At 67.4% G+C, this 15592-nt stretch carries 17 protein-coding genes; 13 read left to right on the forward strand and 4 right to left on the reverse strand.

What is annotated here, in order from left to right; genetic code table 11:
* Positions 1-34 precede the first annotated feature (34 nt).
* Positions 35-496 carry a peroxiredoxin gene (locus tag KB874_RS07360; RefSeq protein WP_212535926.1) on the reverse strand — a complete coding sequence of 154 codons (462 nt, stop codon included), beginning with the start codon at positions 494-496 and terminating at the stop codon, positions 35-37.
* Between the two features lie 84 nt (positions 497-580).
* Between KB874_RS07360 and KB874_RS23270 the strand changes: the two genes are divergently transcribed.
* The 6 genes from KB874_RS23270 to KB874_RS07390 all read left to right on the forward strand — a co-directional run bounded on the left by KB874_RS23270 (position 581) and on the right by KB874_RS07390 (position 9036).
* The gene (locus KB874_RS23270; protein WP_212535927.1) at positions 581-3865 is read left to right on the forward strand and encodes a YhdP family protein; all 3285 of its coding nucleotides are present in this window, start codon (positions 581-583) and stop codon (positions 3863-3865) included.
* Positions 3866-3897: 32 nt separating this feature from the next.
* Positions 3898-4947 (forward strand): tRNA preQ1(34) S-adenosylmethionine ribosyltransferase-isomerase QueA, encoded by a 1050-nt coding sequence (queA, locus tag KB874_RS07370; RefSeq protein WP_212535928.1) that lies wholly within the window; start codon positions 3898-3900, stop codon positions 4945-4947.
* Positions 4948-5128: 181 nt separating this feature from the next.
* Positions 5129-6388 carry an MFS transporter gene (locus KB874_RS07375; RefSeq protein WP_212535929.1) on the forward strand — a complete coding sequence of 420 codons (1260 nt, stop codon included), beginning with the start codon at positions 5129-5131 and terminating at the stop codon, positions 6386-6388.
* A 135-nt stretch (positions 6389-6523) separates the two neighbouring features.
* Entirely contained in the window at positions 6524-7108 is a 585-nt protein-coding gene (locus tag KB874_RS07380; protein WP_212535930.1) for a DUF924 family protein, read from the forward strand.
* 66 nt (positions 7109-7174) lie between these two features.
* Positions 7175-8569, forward strand: coding sequence for a dihydrolipoyl dehydrogenase (gene lpdA / locus KB874_RS07385; protein ID WP_212535931.1), 1395 nt, complete (start codon positions 7175-7177; stop codon positions 8567-8569).
* 14 nt (positions 8570-8583) lie between these two features.
* Positions 8584-9036, forward strand: a complete 453-nt coding sequence (locus tag KB874_RS07390) for a DUF1801 domain-containing protein (RefSeq protein ID WP_212535932.1) — start codon at positions 8584-8586, stop codon at positions 9034-9036.
* A gap of 45 nt (positions 9037-9081) precedes the next feature.
* Here KB874_RS07390 and KB874_RS07395 read toward each other — a convergent pair whose 3' ends face one another.
* Genes KB874_RS07395 through KB874_RS07405 form a run of 3 tightly spaced genes read right to left on the reverse strand, consistent with a single transcriptional unit; the run spans position 9082 to position 10692 of the window.
* Positions 9082-9681 carry an HD domain-containing protein gene (locus KB874_RS07395; RefSeq protein WP_212535933.1) on the reverse strand — a complete coding sequence of 200 codons (600 nt, stop codon included), beginning with the start codon at positions 9679-9681 and terminating at the stop codon, positions 9082-9084.
* A 54-nt stretch (positions 9682-9735) separates the two neighbouring features.
* Positions 9736-10023, reverse strand: coding sequence for a hypothetical protein (locus KB874_RS07400; RefSeq protein WP_212535934.1), 288 nt, complete (start codon positions 10021-10023; stop codon positions 9736-9738).
* A 15-nt stretch (positions 10024-10038) separates the two neighbouring features.
* Positions 10039-10692, reverse strand: a complete 654-nt coding sequence (locus tag KB874_RS07405; RefSeq protein WP_212535935.1) for an alpha/beta hydrolase — start codon at positions 10690-10692, stop codon at positions 10039-10041.
* 161 nt (positions 10693-10853) lie between these two features.
* Between KB874_RS07405 and iscR the strand changes: the two genes are divergently transcribed.
* The 7 genes from iscR (at position 10854) to KB874_RS07440 (ending at position 15591) form a co-directional block, all read left to right on the forward strand.
* Positions 10854-11318 carry a Fe-S cluster assembly transcriptional regulator IscR gene (iscR, locus tag KB874_RS07410; RefSeq protein ID WP_212535936.1) on the forward strand — a complete coding sequence of 155 codons (465 nt, stop codon included), beginning with the start codon at positions 10854-10856 and terminating at the stop codon, positions 11316-11318.
* A gap of 93 nt (positions 11319-11411) precedes the next feature.
* The gene (locus tag KB874_RS07415) at positions 11412-12455 is read left to right on the forward strand and encodes a cysteine desulfurase family protein (RefSeq protein WP_212535937.1); all 1044 of its coding nucleotides are present in this window, start codon (positions 11412-11414) and stop codon (positions 12453-12455) included.
* A gap of 16 nt (positions 12456-12471) precedes the next feature.
* Positions 12472-14013 (forward strand): Fe-S cluster assembly protein SufB, encoded by a 1542-nt coding sequence (gene sufB, locus KB874_RS07420; RefSeq protein WP_212535938.1) that lies wholly within the window; start codon positions 12472-12474, stop codon positions 14011-14013.
* Between the two features lie 43 nt (positions 14014-14056).
* A complete protein-coding gene (locus KB874_RS07425) occupies positions 14057-14404 on the forward strand; it encodes a DMT family protein (protein ID WP_212535939.1) in 348 nt (115 codons plus the stop codon).
* A 4-nt stretch (positions 14405-14408) separates the two neighbouring features.
* Entirely contained in the window at positions 14409-14600 is a 192-nt protein-coding gene (locus KB874_RS07430; RefSeq protein ID WP_212535940.1) for a hypothetical protein, read from the forward strand.
* Positions 14600-15280: an FkbM family methyltransferase gene (locus KB874_RS07435; RefSeq protein ID WP_212535941.1), complete on the forward strand. Its 681-nt coding sequence runs from the start codon at positions 14600-14602 to the stop codon at positions 15278-15280. The genes KB874_RS07430 and KB874_RS07435 overlap by 1 nt, the downstream gene beginning before the upstream one ends.
* Complete coding sequence (locus KB874_RS07440) at positions 15277-15591, forward strand: heavy metal-binding domain-containing protein (RefSeq protein WP_212535942.1); 315 nt, start codon at positions 15277-15279, stop codon at positions 15589-15591. Before KB874_RS07435 ends, KB874_RS07440 begins: the two co-directional genes overlap by 4 nt.
* The last annotated feature ends 1 nt before the right edge of the window (position 15592 follow it).

The raw sequence follows: 15592 nt of genomic DNA on the forward strand, positions 1-15592 counted from the left end.
TTAGGCCATGCCGGTTAAGAAACCCTCTGCACGCTCACGGCGCGCGCGCCGCCTCCAGCACCTCGGCGGCGTGGCCCGGCACCTTGACCTTGCGCCATTCCCGCGCGATCCGGCCCTCGGCGTCGATCAGGAAGGTCGACCGCTCGATCCCCATGTAGGTCTTGCCATACATGGATTTCTCGGCCCAGACGCCGAATTTCTCGCAGACGTCGGACTCTTCGTCCGTCAGCAGCGGCACGGTCAGGCTCTTCTTCTTCATGAACTTCTCGTGACTGGCGAGACTGTCCTTGGATATGCCATAGACCCTGGTGCCGGCCTCGGCGAAAGCGGATTGCAGCGCGCTGAACTCCTCGTTCTCCTTGGTGCAACCCGAAGTGTCGTCGCGCGGGTAGAAGAACAGCACCACCTTGGAGCCCTTAAGCGCCGAAAGCGTGACGTCGCCCTCGGTCGAGGGCAGGGTGAAATCCGGGGCGGGCTGGCCGGTCATGTCGGTCATGCGTGTCTCCTGTCAGAGGATGGTGTATGCTGTCGCGCAAGGCAGGGCGCAAACCAAGAATAAGGCGGCAGGGCGCGGCTTCCAGTGACGGACCGGAGTGAAATCGAAGGTGGCAGGGTCTCTGCGCGGCGACGGCGCGGCGGGCGGGTCGCTCTGTGGCTGCTGACATCGCTGGTGACGGCGCTGGCGCTGGCGGTCTGGCTGGTGCCGGGGCGCCCGGTGGCCGCGCCCGACTGGCTGCGCGACCGGATCGAGGCACGCATCGCCGAGACCCTGCCGCCGGGCCTGTCGCTGCGCTTTGGCCGGGTCAGCGTGCTGATCCAGCGTTCGGGCCTGCCGCGGGTCATCCTTTGGGATGTGGAATTCGACAACGCCGCGGGCCTGCCCATAGCGCAGCTTTCCGACATCGAGGCGGCCTTTCTGCCGCTGCCCCTGCTGCGCGGCAAGCCGGTGCTGCGCGAGCTTCAGGTGTCGGGCGCGGTGCTGACGCTGACGCGGGACGCCGACGGGCGGATCGGGTTGGCGCTGGGCGATGCCTGGGGCGCGCAGGCGGCGCCGGGCGTGCCGCAGATGGTGGCGCAGATCGACCGGCTGCTGTCCGACCCGAGACTGCAAGACCTCAACCTCATCGACGCCGACGCGCTGACCATCCGCTACGAGGACCTGCGCGCCCGCCGGGGCTGGACGGTGGATGGTGGGCGGCTGCGCATCGCGCGCACCGATGGCGTGCTGGACCTGACCGGCGACCTGGCGCTGCTGGCGGGTGGCGATGCGGCGGCCAGCCTGGAACTCAACGCCTCCAGCGCCATCGGCGACTCCTCGCTCGACTTCGGGATCACGCTGGCCGGGCTTGCCGCGCGCGACATCGCCACGCAGACTCCCGCGCTGGCCTGGCTGGAGGCGCTGGACGCGCCGATCTCGGGCAGCCTGCGGTCGCGCTTCGAGGCGGACGGGCGGCTGGGGCCGCTGAACGCGGTGCTGACCATCGGCGCGGGCGCGCTGGCGCCCAACCCGGCGACGCGGCCCGTGCCCTTCGACAGCGCGCGCACCTATTTCACCTTCGATCCCGAAAGCGGCGACCTGAGGTTCGACGAGATCGCGGTGGTCTCGCCGCTGGGGCAGGTCACGGCCGAGGGCCTGGCCCGGCTGCAAGGCGTCGAGACAGGCTGGCCCACCGGTCTCTGGGGGCAGTTCCGACTGACCCGGATCGAGGCAAGGGAAGGCGCGGTGATGGACCGTGCGCTGGCCTTCGACGGGGCCGAGATGGCGTTCAAGCTGGCCTTCAAACCCTTCCGCCTGACGCTGGGCCGGCTGCGCCCGACCGATTCCGACCTGCCCTTGAACCTGTCGGGAGAGCTGGTTGCCGCGCCCGAGGGCTGGCAGCTGTCGCTCGACGCGACGGCAGACCGGACGAGCCCGTCACAGGTCCTGTCCTTCTGGCCGGCGGGGTTCAAGGCCAAGGCGCGGTCCTGGGTCGAGGAGCATGTGCTGCAGGGTGGAATCAGCGACGTGACCTTTGCCCTGCGCGCCCTGCCGGACGCGCCGCTGCGCACCTATCTGGACCTTGCCTTCGACGCGGGCGAGGTGCTGTTCAACAAGCGCCTGCCGCCGGTGCAGGCGGCCTCGGGGCGGCTGGTGATCGACGGGCCGCGACTGGGTCTGCGGCTGGAGGCAGGGCAACTGGATCCGGGGCAGGGCGGCCCGATCGACCTTGCCGGGACAGAGGTGGTCATCGCCGACCTGCGCGAGCGGCCATCGACCGGAGAGATATCCCTGCGCGCCCAAGGCTCCGGCACCGCCGCGCTGGCCTTTGTCGATAACGAGGCCTGGCAGGTGCTGCGCAAGGCCGGGCGCGACGCGGCGATGGCCACGGGGCGGGTCGCGCTGACGGGCACGCTGCGCCTGCCGTTGCGGCCCGGTGTCAAGCTGCCGGATGTCGACCTCGACCTGACCGCGCAACTGGACGATGTCGCCTCGGACAAGCTGCTGCCGGGCCGTTCCTTGCGGGGCGACGGCCTGACGCTGCGGCTCGACAATGAGACGCTGTCCATCGCCGGCCCGGTCACCGTGGATGGCGTGCGGGCCACCGGCAGCTGGCGGCAACCGCTGCGCGGCGGCGAGGGCGGCACGGTCACGGCGGATGTCGCGATCACGCCGCAGGCCTTACGCGCCTTCGGCATCGGCCTGCCGGACGGCATGCTCAGCGGCTCCGGCATTGGCAAGCTGGAGGTGGTGCTGGCGCGCGGCACGCCACCCCGTTTCGCGCTGACCTCGGACCTCGCGGGGCTGGGCTTGTCGATCCCGCAACTTGGCTGGCGCCTGGCCGAGCGCGCGGGCGGGCAATTCCGCATCGCGGGACGCGCCACGCAACCCGCCACGATCGACTCGCTCTCGCTGCAGGGCGGCGGGCTGGACGCGGCGGGCGACCTGACCCTGCGTCCCGGCGGCGGGCTGGATACGCTGCGGCTGGAGCGGCTGCGGCTGGGCGACTGGCTTGATATCAGCGCCCGGCTGCGCGGCCGGGGTGCAGGTCTGCCGCCGGCGGTAGAGGTGCTGGGCGGCCGCGCCGACATGCGATCCGCCACGCTGGGCGGCGGGGGCGGTGGCGGATCTGGCCGAGGCGGCGCACCGCTGAGCATTGCGCTCGACCGGTTGCAGGTCAGCCAGACCATCGCGCTCGACCGTTTTGCCGGGCAGTTCGACACGACCGGCGGCCTGCGCGGCGCCTTCACCGCCCGCGTCGGTGGCACGGCCCCGATCACGGGCGAGGTCCTGCCCCAGCCCGGCGGCCGCAGCGCCTTCCGCATCCGGGGCGAGGACGCGGGCGACATCCTGCGCGCCGCCGGTATTCTGAAACGGGTTCAGGACGGAACCTTCGCGCTCGACCTCGGGCCGGTGGCGGGACAGCCCGGCACATTCGACGGGCTGCTCACGGTTCGCGGCACGCGGTTGCAGGGCGGCTCTGCCATCACCGGGCTGCTGGACGCGATCAGCATCGTCGGCATCCTCGACCAGATGAACGGCCCCGGCATCTACTTCGACGAGGTCGAGGCGCGCTTCCGCCTCGATCCGCGGCGGGTGACGGTATCACGCTCGTCGGCTGTGGGGCCGTCGATGGGCATTTCGCTCGACGGCTACTATGATCTCGCCTCGGGACAGATGGACATGCAGGGTGTGCTGTCGCCGGTCTACCTGCTGAACGGGATCGGCCAGATCTTTTCCCGCCGCGGCGAGGGGCTGATCGGCTTCAACTTCACCATGACGGGGCCCGCCGCCAGCCCGCGCATCGCGGTGAACCCGCTTTCGGTCTTCACCCCCGGCATGTTCCGTGACATCTTCCGCCGGCCTCCGCCCAGGCTGTCGCAATAGGCGGTTTCCATACTATCCCAAGAGGTTGCACGATGAAGCTGTCGGATTTCGATTTCGACCTTCCAGACGAGTTGATCGCCACGCGGCCCGCCAGCCCACGTTCCTCGGCGCGGCTGCTGCTGGCGCAAGGCGACCGGATCGAAGACCGGATCGTCAACCAGCTTCCGCAGATCCTGCGCCCCGGAGACCGTCTGGTGCTGAACGACACCCGCGTGATCCCGGCGCGCCTGTCGGGGCTGCGCCACCGCAGTGGCGCCACCGGCCAAACCGCGGCGCGGATCGAGGCGACGTTGCTGGAACCGCGCGCCGACGGCATCTGGGCGGCGCTGCTGAAACCGCTTAAGAAGGTTGCCATCGGCGAGACGATCGTCTTTTCAGACGTGCTCTCGGCCACGGTCGAGGTCAAGGAAGACGGGCAGGGCTACTTGCGCTTCAACCTCGAAGGCGAGGATTTCGACGAGGCGCTGAACGCAGCCGGCGCCATGCCGCTGCCGCCCTACATCGCCGCGAAACGCCCCGCCGACGAGCGTGACAAGGACGACTACCAGACGGTCTGGGCCAGGCGGCAGGGCGCCGTCGCGGCCCCCACCGCCTCGCTCCATTTCGACGAGGCGCTGATGGTGGCGCTGAAGGCGCGCGGTGTCGACTTTACCTTCGTGACACTGCATGTGGGCGCGGGCACCTTCCTGCCGGTCAAGGTCGAGGACGTTACCACCCACCGGATGCATGGCGAATGGGGCGAGGTGACAGACCAGGCCGCGTCCGAGATCGCCGCGACGAAGGCGGCAGGCGGGCGGGTGATTCCCGTGGGCACCACTGCGCTGCGCCTGATCGAGACGGCGGCGCGCTCCGGCGCCATCCGGCCATACCGCGGCGTGACCGACATCTTCATCTATCCGGGCTTCACCTTTCACGTCACCGACGCGCTGATGACCAATTTCCACCTGCCGCGCTCCACGCTGATGATGCTGGTCTCTGCGCTGATGGGGCGCGAGCGGATGATGCGCATCTACGATCACGCGATCCTCGACGGCTATCGCTTTTTCTCCTACGGCGACGCCTCGCTGCTGATGCCGGGCTGACCCCGGCCGTCCCGCGCCGAACCTGACCTTTGCAGGGCCCGCGGCCGGTTGGCGGTTGTCGCAGCCTGTCGCGTCTTCCAGCTCTCGCCGGCGACGCGACCTGCACCCGTTCCGTCGCCCTTGGCCTAGAAAGCCGCGTGCCGACCTGTTAGCCCCGGGGGGCACAACCGCCGGAGGCGACATGCTCGAAGTTCTGAAAAGCTCCTGGGCCCTGCTGCTGGGCCTGCTGCTGCTGATGCTCGGCAACGGCCTGCAGGGCTCTCTCCTCGGCGTGCGCGGGCCGGCGGCCGGATTCTCGCCGCTCGAGATGTCGGTCGTCATGTCGGGCTATTTCGCGGGCTTCCTCTTTGCCTCGCGCATGGTGCCGGGGATGATCCGCCGGGTCGGCCATGTGCGGGTCTTCGCCGCGCTGGGCAGCTTCGTCTCTGCGGTGCTGATCCTGTTTCCCGCCTTCCCCGATCCGATCCTCTGGACGCTGGGCCGGGTGGTGCTGGGGTTCTCCTTCTGCGGGGTCTACGTCACCGCCGAAAGCTGGCTGAACAACGCCGCCACGAACGAGACGCGCGGCAAGGCTCTCTCGGCCTACATGATCGTGCAGATGATCGGCATCATCGCGGCACAGGCGCTGCTGGTGGTGCCCGATGTCAGCGGCTACCTGCTGTTCATCATTCCCTCGGTCCTCGTCTCGATCAGTTTCGCGCCGATCCTGCTGTCGATCCAGCCGACCCCGGCCTTCGACAGCACCAAGCCGATGACGCTGCGCCAGCTCTACGGCGTGTCGCCGCTGGGTATCGTGGGCATGTTCCTGCTGGGCGGTGTGTTCGCCGCGCAATTCGGCATGGGTGCGGTCTATGGCACCGCCGCCGGGCTGACGCTGGGCCAGATCTCGATCTTCATTGCCTCCTTCTATGTCGGCGCGTTGCTGCTGCTCTACCCGCTGGGCTGGTTGTCGGACCGGATGGACCGCCGGGTATTGATCATGCTGATCGCCATCACCGGCGGCGCCGCGGCGCTGGTGGCGATGCTGTTCGGTCACATCTTCGTCGTGCTGGTGGGCGCCGCGCTGGTGATCGGCGGCTGTTCCAACCCGCTCTACTCGCTGATCATCGCCTATACCAACGACTTCCTTCAGCCCGAGGACATGGCCGCCTCCTCGGCCGGCCTGCTGTTCGTCAACGGGGTCGGCGCGATCACCGGTCCGCTGATCGTGGGTTACGCGCTCCAGGTCATCGGACCGCCGGGCTTTTTCATGCTGATCGCCGCGCTGCTGTTGCTGCTGGCCCTCTACGCTGCCTGGCGGATGACGCGGCGCCGCGCTCCGTCCGTCCAGGACACGGCGCATTATCAGCCGGTCATGCCCTCGGCCGGCCTCGTGGCGGTCGAGGCCGCGCGGGAGATCGCCAGCGAGAACCCCAAGAGCACAGGGGATCAGGCGGCCTGACCCTGCGGCAATCCTGCGCGCCCCGCTGTTACGCCGTGACAGAAATTGTGACTGGTTGCCCGCGCCGGACTGTCCTAGCATCGCCCGACCGCATGGCATGAGGGGCGCGCCGCCGCGCGCGGAAGAGTGACAGACATGGTGACACCCCAAGATGTCCTGGCCTTCTGGCTGGACGAGATCGGCCCCGAGGGCTGGTTCCGGCAGGACGAGGCGCTGGACAAGGCGATCCGCGACCGCTTCGGCGACACGTGGGAAGGCGCGATGGAGGGGCGGCACGGCCTCTGGCTGACTTATCCCTCGGGCGTGCTGGCCTATGTCATCCTCATGGACCAGTTCCCGCGCAACATGTTCCGCGGCGATCCGCGCGCTTTCGCCTCGGACGCGGCAGCGCGCGCGGCGGCGAAACAGGCGATCCATCGCGGCTGGGATATCAAGATCGACACGCCGGCGCGCATCTTCTTCTACCTGACGCTGGAACACTCCGAGGTGCTGACCGACCAGGACCGCGCCGTGCGCCTGATCAAGGAACGCATGGGCGAGGATGGCACGGGCTACCTGCTGCACGCCCGCGTCCACCGAGAGATCATCCGCCGCTTCGGGCGATTCCCGTTCCGCAACGCGGCGCTGTCGAGGACGCCCACCGCGGCCGAACGCGCCTTTGACGAGGAAGGCGGCTATGCCGCTATCCTGCGCGGCTTCGAGGCGGACGAGACAGTCTGACCGCAGCCGATTGATGCGCTGCGGATAATCGCCTAGCGTTCTCCCCACGCGAACAGGGAGGACAGCATGGAAGCGCAGCGCTTCGACATGATCGTGATCGGTGCCGGTCCGGGCGGCTATGTCGCCGCGATCCGCGGCGCGCAGCTGGGCCTGAAGGTCGCGGTGGTGGAACGCGAGCACCTGGGCGGTATCTGCCTCAACTGGGGGTGTATCCCGACCAAGGCGATGCTGCGCTCGGCCGAGATCCTGCATTACATGCACCGTGCCGCCGAATACGGGCTCAAGGCCGACGGTATCGGCTACGACCTTGACGCAGTGGTGAAACGCTCGCGCGGGGTGGCGAAACAGCTCAATTCCGGCGTCGGCCACCTGTTGAAGAAGAACAAGGTGACGGTGCTCATGGGTCAGGCGACCCTGCCCGCGCCGGGCCGCGTCTCTGTCACGACCGACAAGGGCGAACAGACGCTCGAGGCGCCCGCCATCGTTCTGGCCACCGGTGCCCGCGCCCGCGAGTTGCCGGGGCTCGAGGCAGACGGGGACCTGGTCTGGACCTACAAGCACGCCCTGACCCCGCCACGGATGCCGAAGAAACTGCTGGTCATCGGCTCGGGCGCCATTGGCATCGAATTCGCAAGCTTCTACAACACGCTCGGTGCAGATGTGACGGTGGTCGAGGTTATGGACCGCATCCTTCCCGTCGAGGATGCCGAGATCAGCGCCTTTGCGAAAAAGGCCTTCGAGAAGCAGGGCATGACGATCCGCGAACAGGCGATGGTCAAGCAGCTCGAGCGCGGCAAGGGATCGGTCACCGCCCATATCGAACAGGGCGGCAAGACTGCGAAGGACACCTTCGACACGGTCATCTCCGCCGTGGGTATCGTCGGCAATGTCGAGGGGCTGGGGCTCGAGGCGCTGGGCGTGCGCATCGACCGCAGCCACGTGGTGACCGACCCGCTGGGCCGCACCGGGGTCGAGGGGCTATACGCCATCGGCGACGTGGCGGGCGCGCCCTGGCTGGCGCACAAGGCCAGCCACGAGGGTGTCATGGTCGCCGAACTGGTTGCCGGCGGCCATCCGCACGCGGTCGACCCGAAATCTATCGCCGGCTGCACCTATTGCCATCCGCAGGTGGCCAGCGTCGGCCTGACCGAGGCGCAGGCGATAGAGCAGGGATACGAAATCCGCGTCGGCCGTTTCCCCTTCATCGGCAATGGCAAGGCCATTGCGCTGGGCGAACAGGAGGGGCTGGTCAAGACGGTCTTCGACGCGAAGACCGGCGCGCTTCTGGGCGCGCACATGGTTGGCGCCGAGGTGACGGAACTGATCCAGGGCTACGTCGTCGCGCGCCAGCTGGAAACCACCGAAGAAGACCTCATGCAGACCGTCTTCCCGCATCCGACCCTGTCCGAGATGATGCATGAGAGCGTGCTCGACGCCTGGGGCCGCGCGATCCATTTCTGACCTCGAGGCGCGGCATGGCCGATAACGTGACCCGTCCGACCGATGCCTCCGTCGCGGAGTTCCTCGCGTCCGTCGAACCGTCCGGGCGGCGCAACGATGCCCTGCATCTCGATACCGTGTTCCGCCGAGTCTCCGGCTGGCAGCCGCGTCTCTGGGGGCCGTCGATCATCGGGTATGGCCGCTATGACTATCGCTATGCCAGCGGCCGCGCGGGGCAATACCTTGCCACCGGATTCGCCCCGCGCAAGGCGAACATGGTGGTCTACATCATGCCCGGCTATGCGGATTTCAGCGCCATCCTGCCCCGGCTTGGCCCGCATCGGCTGGGCAAGTCCTGCCTCTATCTCGGATCCCTGTCGGTGATCGACGAGGGTGTCCTCGCCGAGTTGATCTCCGCCGGGCTCGACGACCTGCGGCGGCGCTGGCCGGTCCATCCGAGCCCGGCGCCTCCATCATCGAGCCACTGAACTCCAGGGGAGTCGCAAAGCGACGGGGGCAAAGCCCCGGTACGCTTACCGCCCGGCCATGCGTTCGAAGAAGGCGCGCGCCCGTGGTGCCAGCCAGTCCCAGAGCCCGGGCGCGCCATGTGCGATTCGCGGGCCGATGCCGGTCTCGAACCGATCCCAGTCGACGCCGTAATCCACCCAGCTTCCCCCGCCCGAGGCGAGGTTGAGGTTCGGCGGCACGAAGCGGTCCAGCGACTTGGCGAACCGCGCCTCGACCGTTTCGTTCGCCTCGAACTCGTCCCAGAGCGCCCGGAACCGCGTGGCCTGGTCGGCGGGCAGCAGGCCGAACAGCCGCTCTGCCGCGGCCTGTTCGCGTGCCGACAGGGCGGCGGCGTCGTGGTCTCCGAAGACCGGCGCATCGCCCGCATCGATCTCGACGAGGTCGTGGATCAGCAGCATGGCGATGACGCGGCCGGTGTCGCAGCCCTTCGGCGCGTGTTCGGCCAGGGTCAGGGCGTAAAGCGCCACGTGCCAGCTGTGCTCGGCGGAATTCTCGAAGCGCTCGCCCCGCAGGACCCGGCTGGCGCGGACGACGCCCTTCAGCCTGTCCGCCTCGGCCAAGAAATCCATCTGCGCGTCGAGCCGCGCCTGGTCAGGTCGGGTCATGCCCTGTCCTTCCGCCCAAGGTTTCGCAGGTCAGGCGGTCGACCCGCCCGCGCCTCAGAGATGCTCGTTGTCCGATCCCGGCGCCAGCGCCTCGGGGGCGTCGCGGCCTTCCTTGCGCGCCTTCAACGCCTCCTTGACATGGTTCGTCAGGAAATCGCGCCCCCGGCGCTCGGCCAGGCGGATGCGGATGCAGGTCAGGTAGGCCTCTTCCGAGGTTTGCGAGGATGCGCCCAGGACCTTGGCCACCTGTTCATAAAGCCGGTCGTCGCCAAGCGCGTCCATCGCCTTGATCGTGTCGGCGGCCAGCTTGTCTGCCAGCTCCTGGAGAACCTTCTCGGACATGGGACCTCCGGCGGATCAGCGGGTGTTCTCGGTCAGCCGCCGCTTCACGTAGGTCGACACGTTGTCGATCATCGTCTGCATGTGGGGCTCTTCGAAGAAATGGCCCGCGCCCTCGATTTCCTCGTGGGTCACGGTGATCCCCTTCTGCTCCTGCAGCTTGGAGACCAGCGAGCGGGTATCGGCGGGCGGCGCCACGCGGTCGGCCGTGCCATTGATGATCAGGCCGGACGAGGGACAGGGCGCGAGGAACGAGAAATCGTACATGTTCGCCGGCGGCGATACGCTGATGAAGCCGGTGATCTCGGGCCGCCGCATCAAGAGCTGCATCCCGATCCACGCGCCAAAGCTGAAACCCGCGACCCAGCAATGCTTGGAATTCTGGTTCATCGATTGCAGGTAGTCGAGCGCGCTGGCGGCGTCCGACAGTTCGCCCACGCCCTGGTCGTATTCACCCTGGGACCGGCCCACGCCGCGGAAATTGAACCGCAGCACGGTGAAGCCCATGTTGTAGAAGGCGTAATGCAGGTTGTAGACGACCTTGTTGTTCATCGTCCCGCCAAATTGCGGATGCGGGTGCAGGACGATCGCGATCGGCGCATCGCGGTCCTTCTGCGGGTGATAGCGGCCTTCGAGGCGGCCTTCGGGTCCGGGAAAGATGACCTCGGGCATGGGGCGACTTCGGCTCCTTATGGGTGGGGCGTAATTCTTGACGAATTCGCTCGGTCACCTTAGAACAGTTCTAATGGCTTTGCTCCCGCTCGCGGGCTCGTGAAGCAGATAGGCAATCGGCCCGTCAAGGTCAATTGCGCGCAGGGATTCGGGAGGATGCGGTGAAGCTGAGCACGAAGGGACGCTACGCGATGGTGGCGCTGGCCGACATCGCCCTGCAACCGCAGGGCAGCCTGGTGACGCTGGGCGACATCGCCCGGCGGCAGGATATCTCGCTGCCCTATCTCGAACAGCTCTTCGTCAAGCTGCGCCGGGCCGAGCTGGTGGAATCGGTGCGGGGCCCCGGCGGCGGATACCGCCTGGCGAAGCCGGCCTCGGAGATCCGGGTGGTCGACGTGCTTGCGGCGGTGGACGAGACGGTGGACGCGATGCACAAGGGCGCGGGCGCCTCGGGCGGCGCCTCGGGGTCGAAGGCGCAGTCGCTGACCAACCGGCTGTGGCAGAGCCTGTCGGCCAATGTCTATGTCTTCCTGCACCAGGCGCGCCTGTCGGACGTGATCGACAACACGCTGGCCCCCTGTCCTGCGGTGCCGGCGATCTTTTCGGTGGTGGACGATGACCGCTGATCCGCGCCTGTGCCGACGGGGTCATGGGGGCTCTGCCCCCGCGCCTGCGGCGCTCCCCCGGAGTTTTCCGGGCAAGATGAAGCAGGGGGCGTTGTGAGCCGGGTCTATCTCGACTGGAACGCGACGGCGCCTTTGCGGCCCGAGGCGCGCGACGCGATGATCGCGGCGATGGATGTCGTCGGCAACCCGTCCTCGGTTCATGCCGAGGGACGTGCGGCCAAGGCGGTGATCGAGACGGCGCGGCGGCAGGTGGCGGCGGCCCTTGGCGCGGACGGGGCAGACGTGGTCTTTGTGTCGAGCGCGACCGAGGCGGCGGCGCTGTCCTGCGCGAGGCGGGGCCTGATGGGCGCGGATGTGGAACATGACGCGGTGGCGGCCTGGGTCGACCCGGTGCTGCCGGTGGATCGCGACGGGCGTGTAACGGTGACGGATCCCGCGCGGAGCGTGCTTCAAGCGGCCAATTCCGAGACCGGCGTGGTGCAGGAACTGGCGCAGGGGCTGGCGGTGGTCGATGCGACGCAGGCCTTCGGCAAGCTGCCGGTGGCCTTCAACTGGATGGGCTGCGGCATGGCGCTGGTCTCGGCGCACAAGCTGGGTGGGCCCAAGGGTGTGGGCGCGCTGGTGATGCGGCGCGGCACCGACCTGACCGCGCAGATCAAGGGCGGCGGGCAGGAGATGGGGCGTCGATCGGGCACCGAGAACGTGATCGGCATCGCCGGATTCGGCGCGGCGGCCGAGGCGGCGGTGCGCGATCTGGCGGCTGGTGCCTGGGTGCGCGTGACAGAAATTAGAAATATTCTAGAAAAAGCCATTGAGGCTGACGCTCCAGAGACTATTTTTGTCGGGAAATCCGCGACGCGACTCCCGAACACGTCCTGTTTCGCCCTGCCGGGCTGGAAGGGCGAGACTCAGGTGATGCAGATGGACCTGGCCGGTTTCGCGATCAGCGCGGGATCAGCCTGTTCCAGCGGCAAGGTCCGCGCCAGCCGCGTGCTGCGGGCGATGGGATATGACGACACGGTGGCCGGTTCCGCGATCCGCGTGAGCCTTGGGCCCGAGACGACCGAGACCGATGTGCTGCGCTTTTCCGAGGCGTGGCTGAAACACTACCGGCGGCACCGCGAACGCGCCGCATGACGAGAGAGGGAAACGCATGGCTGCGATCGACGACGTGCAGGTGAAGGAAGGGGTCGACCAGGAGACGGTGGATGCCGTCAAGTCCGTCGGCACCTACAAGCATGGCTGGGAAACCGAGATCGAGATGGAATACGCCCCCAAGGGGCTGACGCCGGACATCGTGCGCCTGATCTCGGACAAGAACGAAGAGCCCGCCTGGATGACCGAGTGGCGGCTGGCCGCGCTGGAACGCTGGACGAAGATGAAGGAGCCGAAATGGGCGATGGTCCATTACCCGGAAATCGACTTCCAGAACCAGTATTACTACGCCCGGCCCAAGAGCATGTCGGAAAAGCCGAAATCTCTTGATGATGTCGATCCCAAGCTGCTGGAAACCTATGCGAAACTCGGCATCCCGCTGAAGGAACAGATGATCCTCGCCGGTGTCGAGGGGGCCGACGCGGCGCCCGCCGAGGGCCGCGTGGGCGGCGGTGAGACGCGGCGCGTGGCAGTGGATGCGGTGTTCGATTCCGTTTCCGTCGGCACGACGTTCAAGGAAGAGCTGAGGAAGGCGGGCGTGATCTTCTGCTCGATCTCCGAGGCGGTGCGCGAGCATCCCGAGCTGGTGAAGAAATACCTCGGCTCGGTCGTGCCGGTCAGCGACAACTTCTACGCCACGCTGAACAGCGCGGTCTTCTCTGATGGTTCGTTCGTCTATGTCCCGCCGGGTGTGCGCTGCCCGATGGAGCTGTCGACCTATTTCCGCATCAACGCCGAGAATACCGGCCAGTTCGAGCGGACGCTGATCATCGCCGACAAGGGATCGTACGTCTCCTACCTGGAGGGCTGCACCGCGCCCAAGCGCGACACCGCGCAGCTGCACGCCGCTGTGGTCGAGATCATCATCGAGGAAGACGCCGAGGTGAAATATTCCACGGTGCAGAACTGGTATCCCGGCGACGAGGAAGGCCGCGGCGGCATCTACAACTTTGTCACCAAGCGCGCCGATTGCCGCGGCGCGCGGTCCAAGGTGATGTGGACGCAGGTCGAGACGGGCAGTGCGGTGACGTGGAAATACCCGTCCTGCATCCTGCGCGGCGACGACAGCCAAGGCGAGTTCTATTCCATCGCCATCGCCAACAACCACCAGCAGGCCGATACCGGTACCAAGATGGTGCACCTGGGCAAGAACACGAAGTCGCGGATCGTCTCTAAGGGGATCAGCGCGGGCGTGGCGCAGAACACCTATCGCGGTCTCGTCTCGATGCACCCCAAGGCCAAGAACAGCCGCAACTACACCCAGTGCGACAGCCTGCTGATCGGCGACAAGTGCGGGGCGCACACCGTCCCTTACATCGAGGTCAAGAACAACAGCAGCCGCTGCGAGCACGAGGCCACGACCTCGAAGGTGGACGACGACCAGCTGTTCTATTGCCGCCAGCGCGGCATGGACGAGGAAGAGGCCGTGGCGCTGGTGGTGAACGGTTTCTGCCGCGAGGTGTTGCAGGCCCTGCCGATGGAATTCGCCATGGAGGCGCAGCAGCTGGTTGCGATCTCTCTCGAAGGGTCGGTGGGCTGAGGCGGGGCTGACCCCGTCTCACACTGGATTGTGCGTGTGACAGATGTCGCTTTCATATCCCGCGGTTGCGCCGCTGATCCTGCTCAGCCTGTCGAATGTCTTCATGACCTTCGCCTGGTATGGGCACCTGAAGGTCAAGGCGGCGCCGCTGATGCTGGTGATCCTCGTCAGTTGGGGGATCGCCTTTTTCGAGTATTGCCTGGCGGTTCCGGCCAACCGGATCGGACATCAGGTCTATTCCGCGGCGCAGCTCAAGACGATCCAGGAGGTGATCTCGCTCACCGTATTCGTGGCGTTCTCGGTGCTGTATCTGAAGGAAAGCGTCGGCTGGAATACCCTCATCGGCTTCGGTCTGATCGCGCTCGGCGCGGCTTTCGTGTTCCGGGGGTGAGGGCATGATCGCGCAGGCCATAAACGCGACCGCCGGGATCGGCATCGGGGTCTTTCTCGGCTGCCTGATCGGCTTCGGCATCCGCGCGCGCTCGGGCAAGCGCGAGGGGCTGGTGATGGGCTCGGTCTGGAAGACTGCCGTGCTGGCCGGGATGCTGGCCTGGTCCGTCGCGGCGCTTGGTTCGATGGCGTTCTGATGGAACAGGTTGCGGCCCATATCGACGGACGGGATTTCGTCTTTCACCTCAACCACCCCGGATGCCCGATCCAGGGGCGCCACAAGGTGGGCAAGTTCTATGAGCGCGACGATCTCGACCGCGTCGCGCAGCATGTCGCCCCCGGCGCCCATGTGATCGACGTCGGCGCGAACGTGGGCAATCACGCGCTCTACTTCGCGGCGCTGATGGGCGCGGCGCGGGTGATCTGCGTGGAACCGAACCCCAAGGCCATCGCCGCGCTGCGGGCCAATGTGCAGGCGAACGGGCTGGGCGAGGTGATCTCGCTGGATGCGCTGGGCGTGGGCCTGTCGGACTTGGCCGAGGACGGCTATCGCATCGAACCGGCTGGCCGCAACCTGGGCGCGGCGCGGCTGGTGCCCGGGGGCGGGATCGCGCTGCATCGGGGCGACGACCTGTTCGGCGAAGACCCCGTCGACCTCATCAAGATCGACGTCGAGGGGATGGAAATGCGCGTGCTGCGCGGGTTCTCGGAAACCATCGCGCGTACGCGGCCGTCGCTGTTCGTCGAGGTGGACGAGGAGAACGCCGAGGACTTTGCCAACTGGGCTGCAGAAAACGCCTATCGCACCGTCTTCAGCGCCCGCCACCAGAAGGCCAACGTGAACCACTTCCTGCAAGCCGAGGAGGCGCAGCGATGATCCTGACCACCACCGGAACCGTCGAGGGGCGCCGTGTCACCGACTATCGCGGCATCGTCGTGGGCGAGGCGATCATGGGCGCCAACGTGGTGCGCGACTTTTTCGCCGGGATCACCGACATCGTCGGCGGCCGCTCGGGCGCCTATGAATCGAAATTGCAGGACGCGCGGCAGACCGCGCTGCTGGAACTGGAACAACGCGCGGCCGCACTTGGCGCCAACGCCGTGATCGGCGTCGACCTGGATTACGAGGTGGTGGGCGACTCGATGCTCATGGTCTCGGCCTCTGGCACCGCCGTGGTGCTGGACTGAC

Source organism: Thetidibacter halocola (assembly GCF_018224955.1).
GTDB lineage: Bacteria > Pseudomonadota > Alphaproteobacteria > Rhodobacterales > Rhodobacteraceae > Thetidibacter > Thetidibacter halocola.

Coding starts and splice junctions, on each gene's coding strand:
- KB874_RS07360 (WP_212535926.1), bottom strand. CDS start 496: ATGACCGACATGACCGGCCAGCCCGCCCCGGATTTCACCCTGCCCTCG.
- queA (WP_212535928.1), top strand. CDS start 3,898: ATGAAGCTGTCGGATTTCGATTTCGACCTTCCAGACGAGTTGATCGCC.
- KB874_RS07375 (WP_212535929.1), top strand. CDS start 5,129: ATGCTCGAAGTTCTGAAAAGCTCCTGGGCCCTGCTGCTGGGCCTGCTG.
- KB874_RS07380 (WP_212535930.1), top strand. CDS start 6,524: ATGGTGACACCCCAAGATGTCCTGGCCTTCTGGCTGGACGAGATCGGC.
- lpdA (WP_212535931.1), top strand. CDS start 7,175: ATGGAAGCGCAGCGCTTCGACATGATCGTGATCGGTGCCGGTCCGGGC.
- KB874_RS07390 (WP_212535932.1), top strand. CDS start 8,584: ATGGCCGATAACGTGACCCGTCCGACCGATGCCTCCGTCGCGGAGTTC.
- KB874_RS07395 (WP_212535933.1), bottom strand. CDS start 9,681: ATGACCCGACCTGACCAGGCGCGGCTCGACGCGCAGATGGATTTCTTG.
- KB874_RS07400 (WP_212535934.1), bottom strand. CDS start 10,023: ATGTCCGAGAAGGTTCTCCAGGAGCTGGCAGACAAGCTGGCCGCCGAC.
- KB874_RS07405 (WP_212535935.1), bottom strand. CDS start 10,692: ATGCCCGAGGTCATCTTTCCCGGACCCGAAGGCCGCCTCGAAGGCCGC.
- sufB (WP_212535938.1), top strand. CDS start 12,472: ATGGCTGCGATCGACGACGTGCAGGTGAAGGAAGGGGTCGACCAGGAG.
- KB874_RS07425 (WP_212535939.1), top strand. CDS start 14,057: ATGTCGCTTTCATATCCCGCGGTTGCGCCGCTGATCCTGCTCAGCCTG.
- KB874_RS07430 (WP_212535940.1), top strand. CDS start 14,409: ATGATCGCGCAGGCCATAAACGCGACCGCCGGGATCGGCATCGGGGTC.
- KB874_RS07435 (WP_212535941.1), top strand. CDS start 14,600: ATGGAACAGGTTGCGGCCCATATCGACGGACGGGATTTCGTCTTTCAC.
- KB874_RS07440 (WP_212535942.1), top strand. CDS start 15,277: ATGATCCTGACCACCACCGGAACCGTCGAGGGGCGCCGTGTCACCGAC.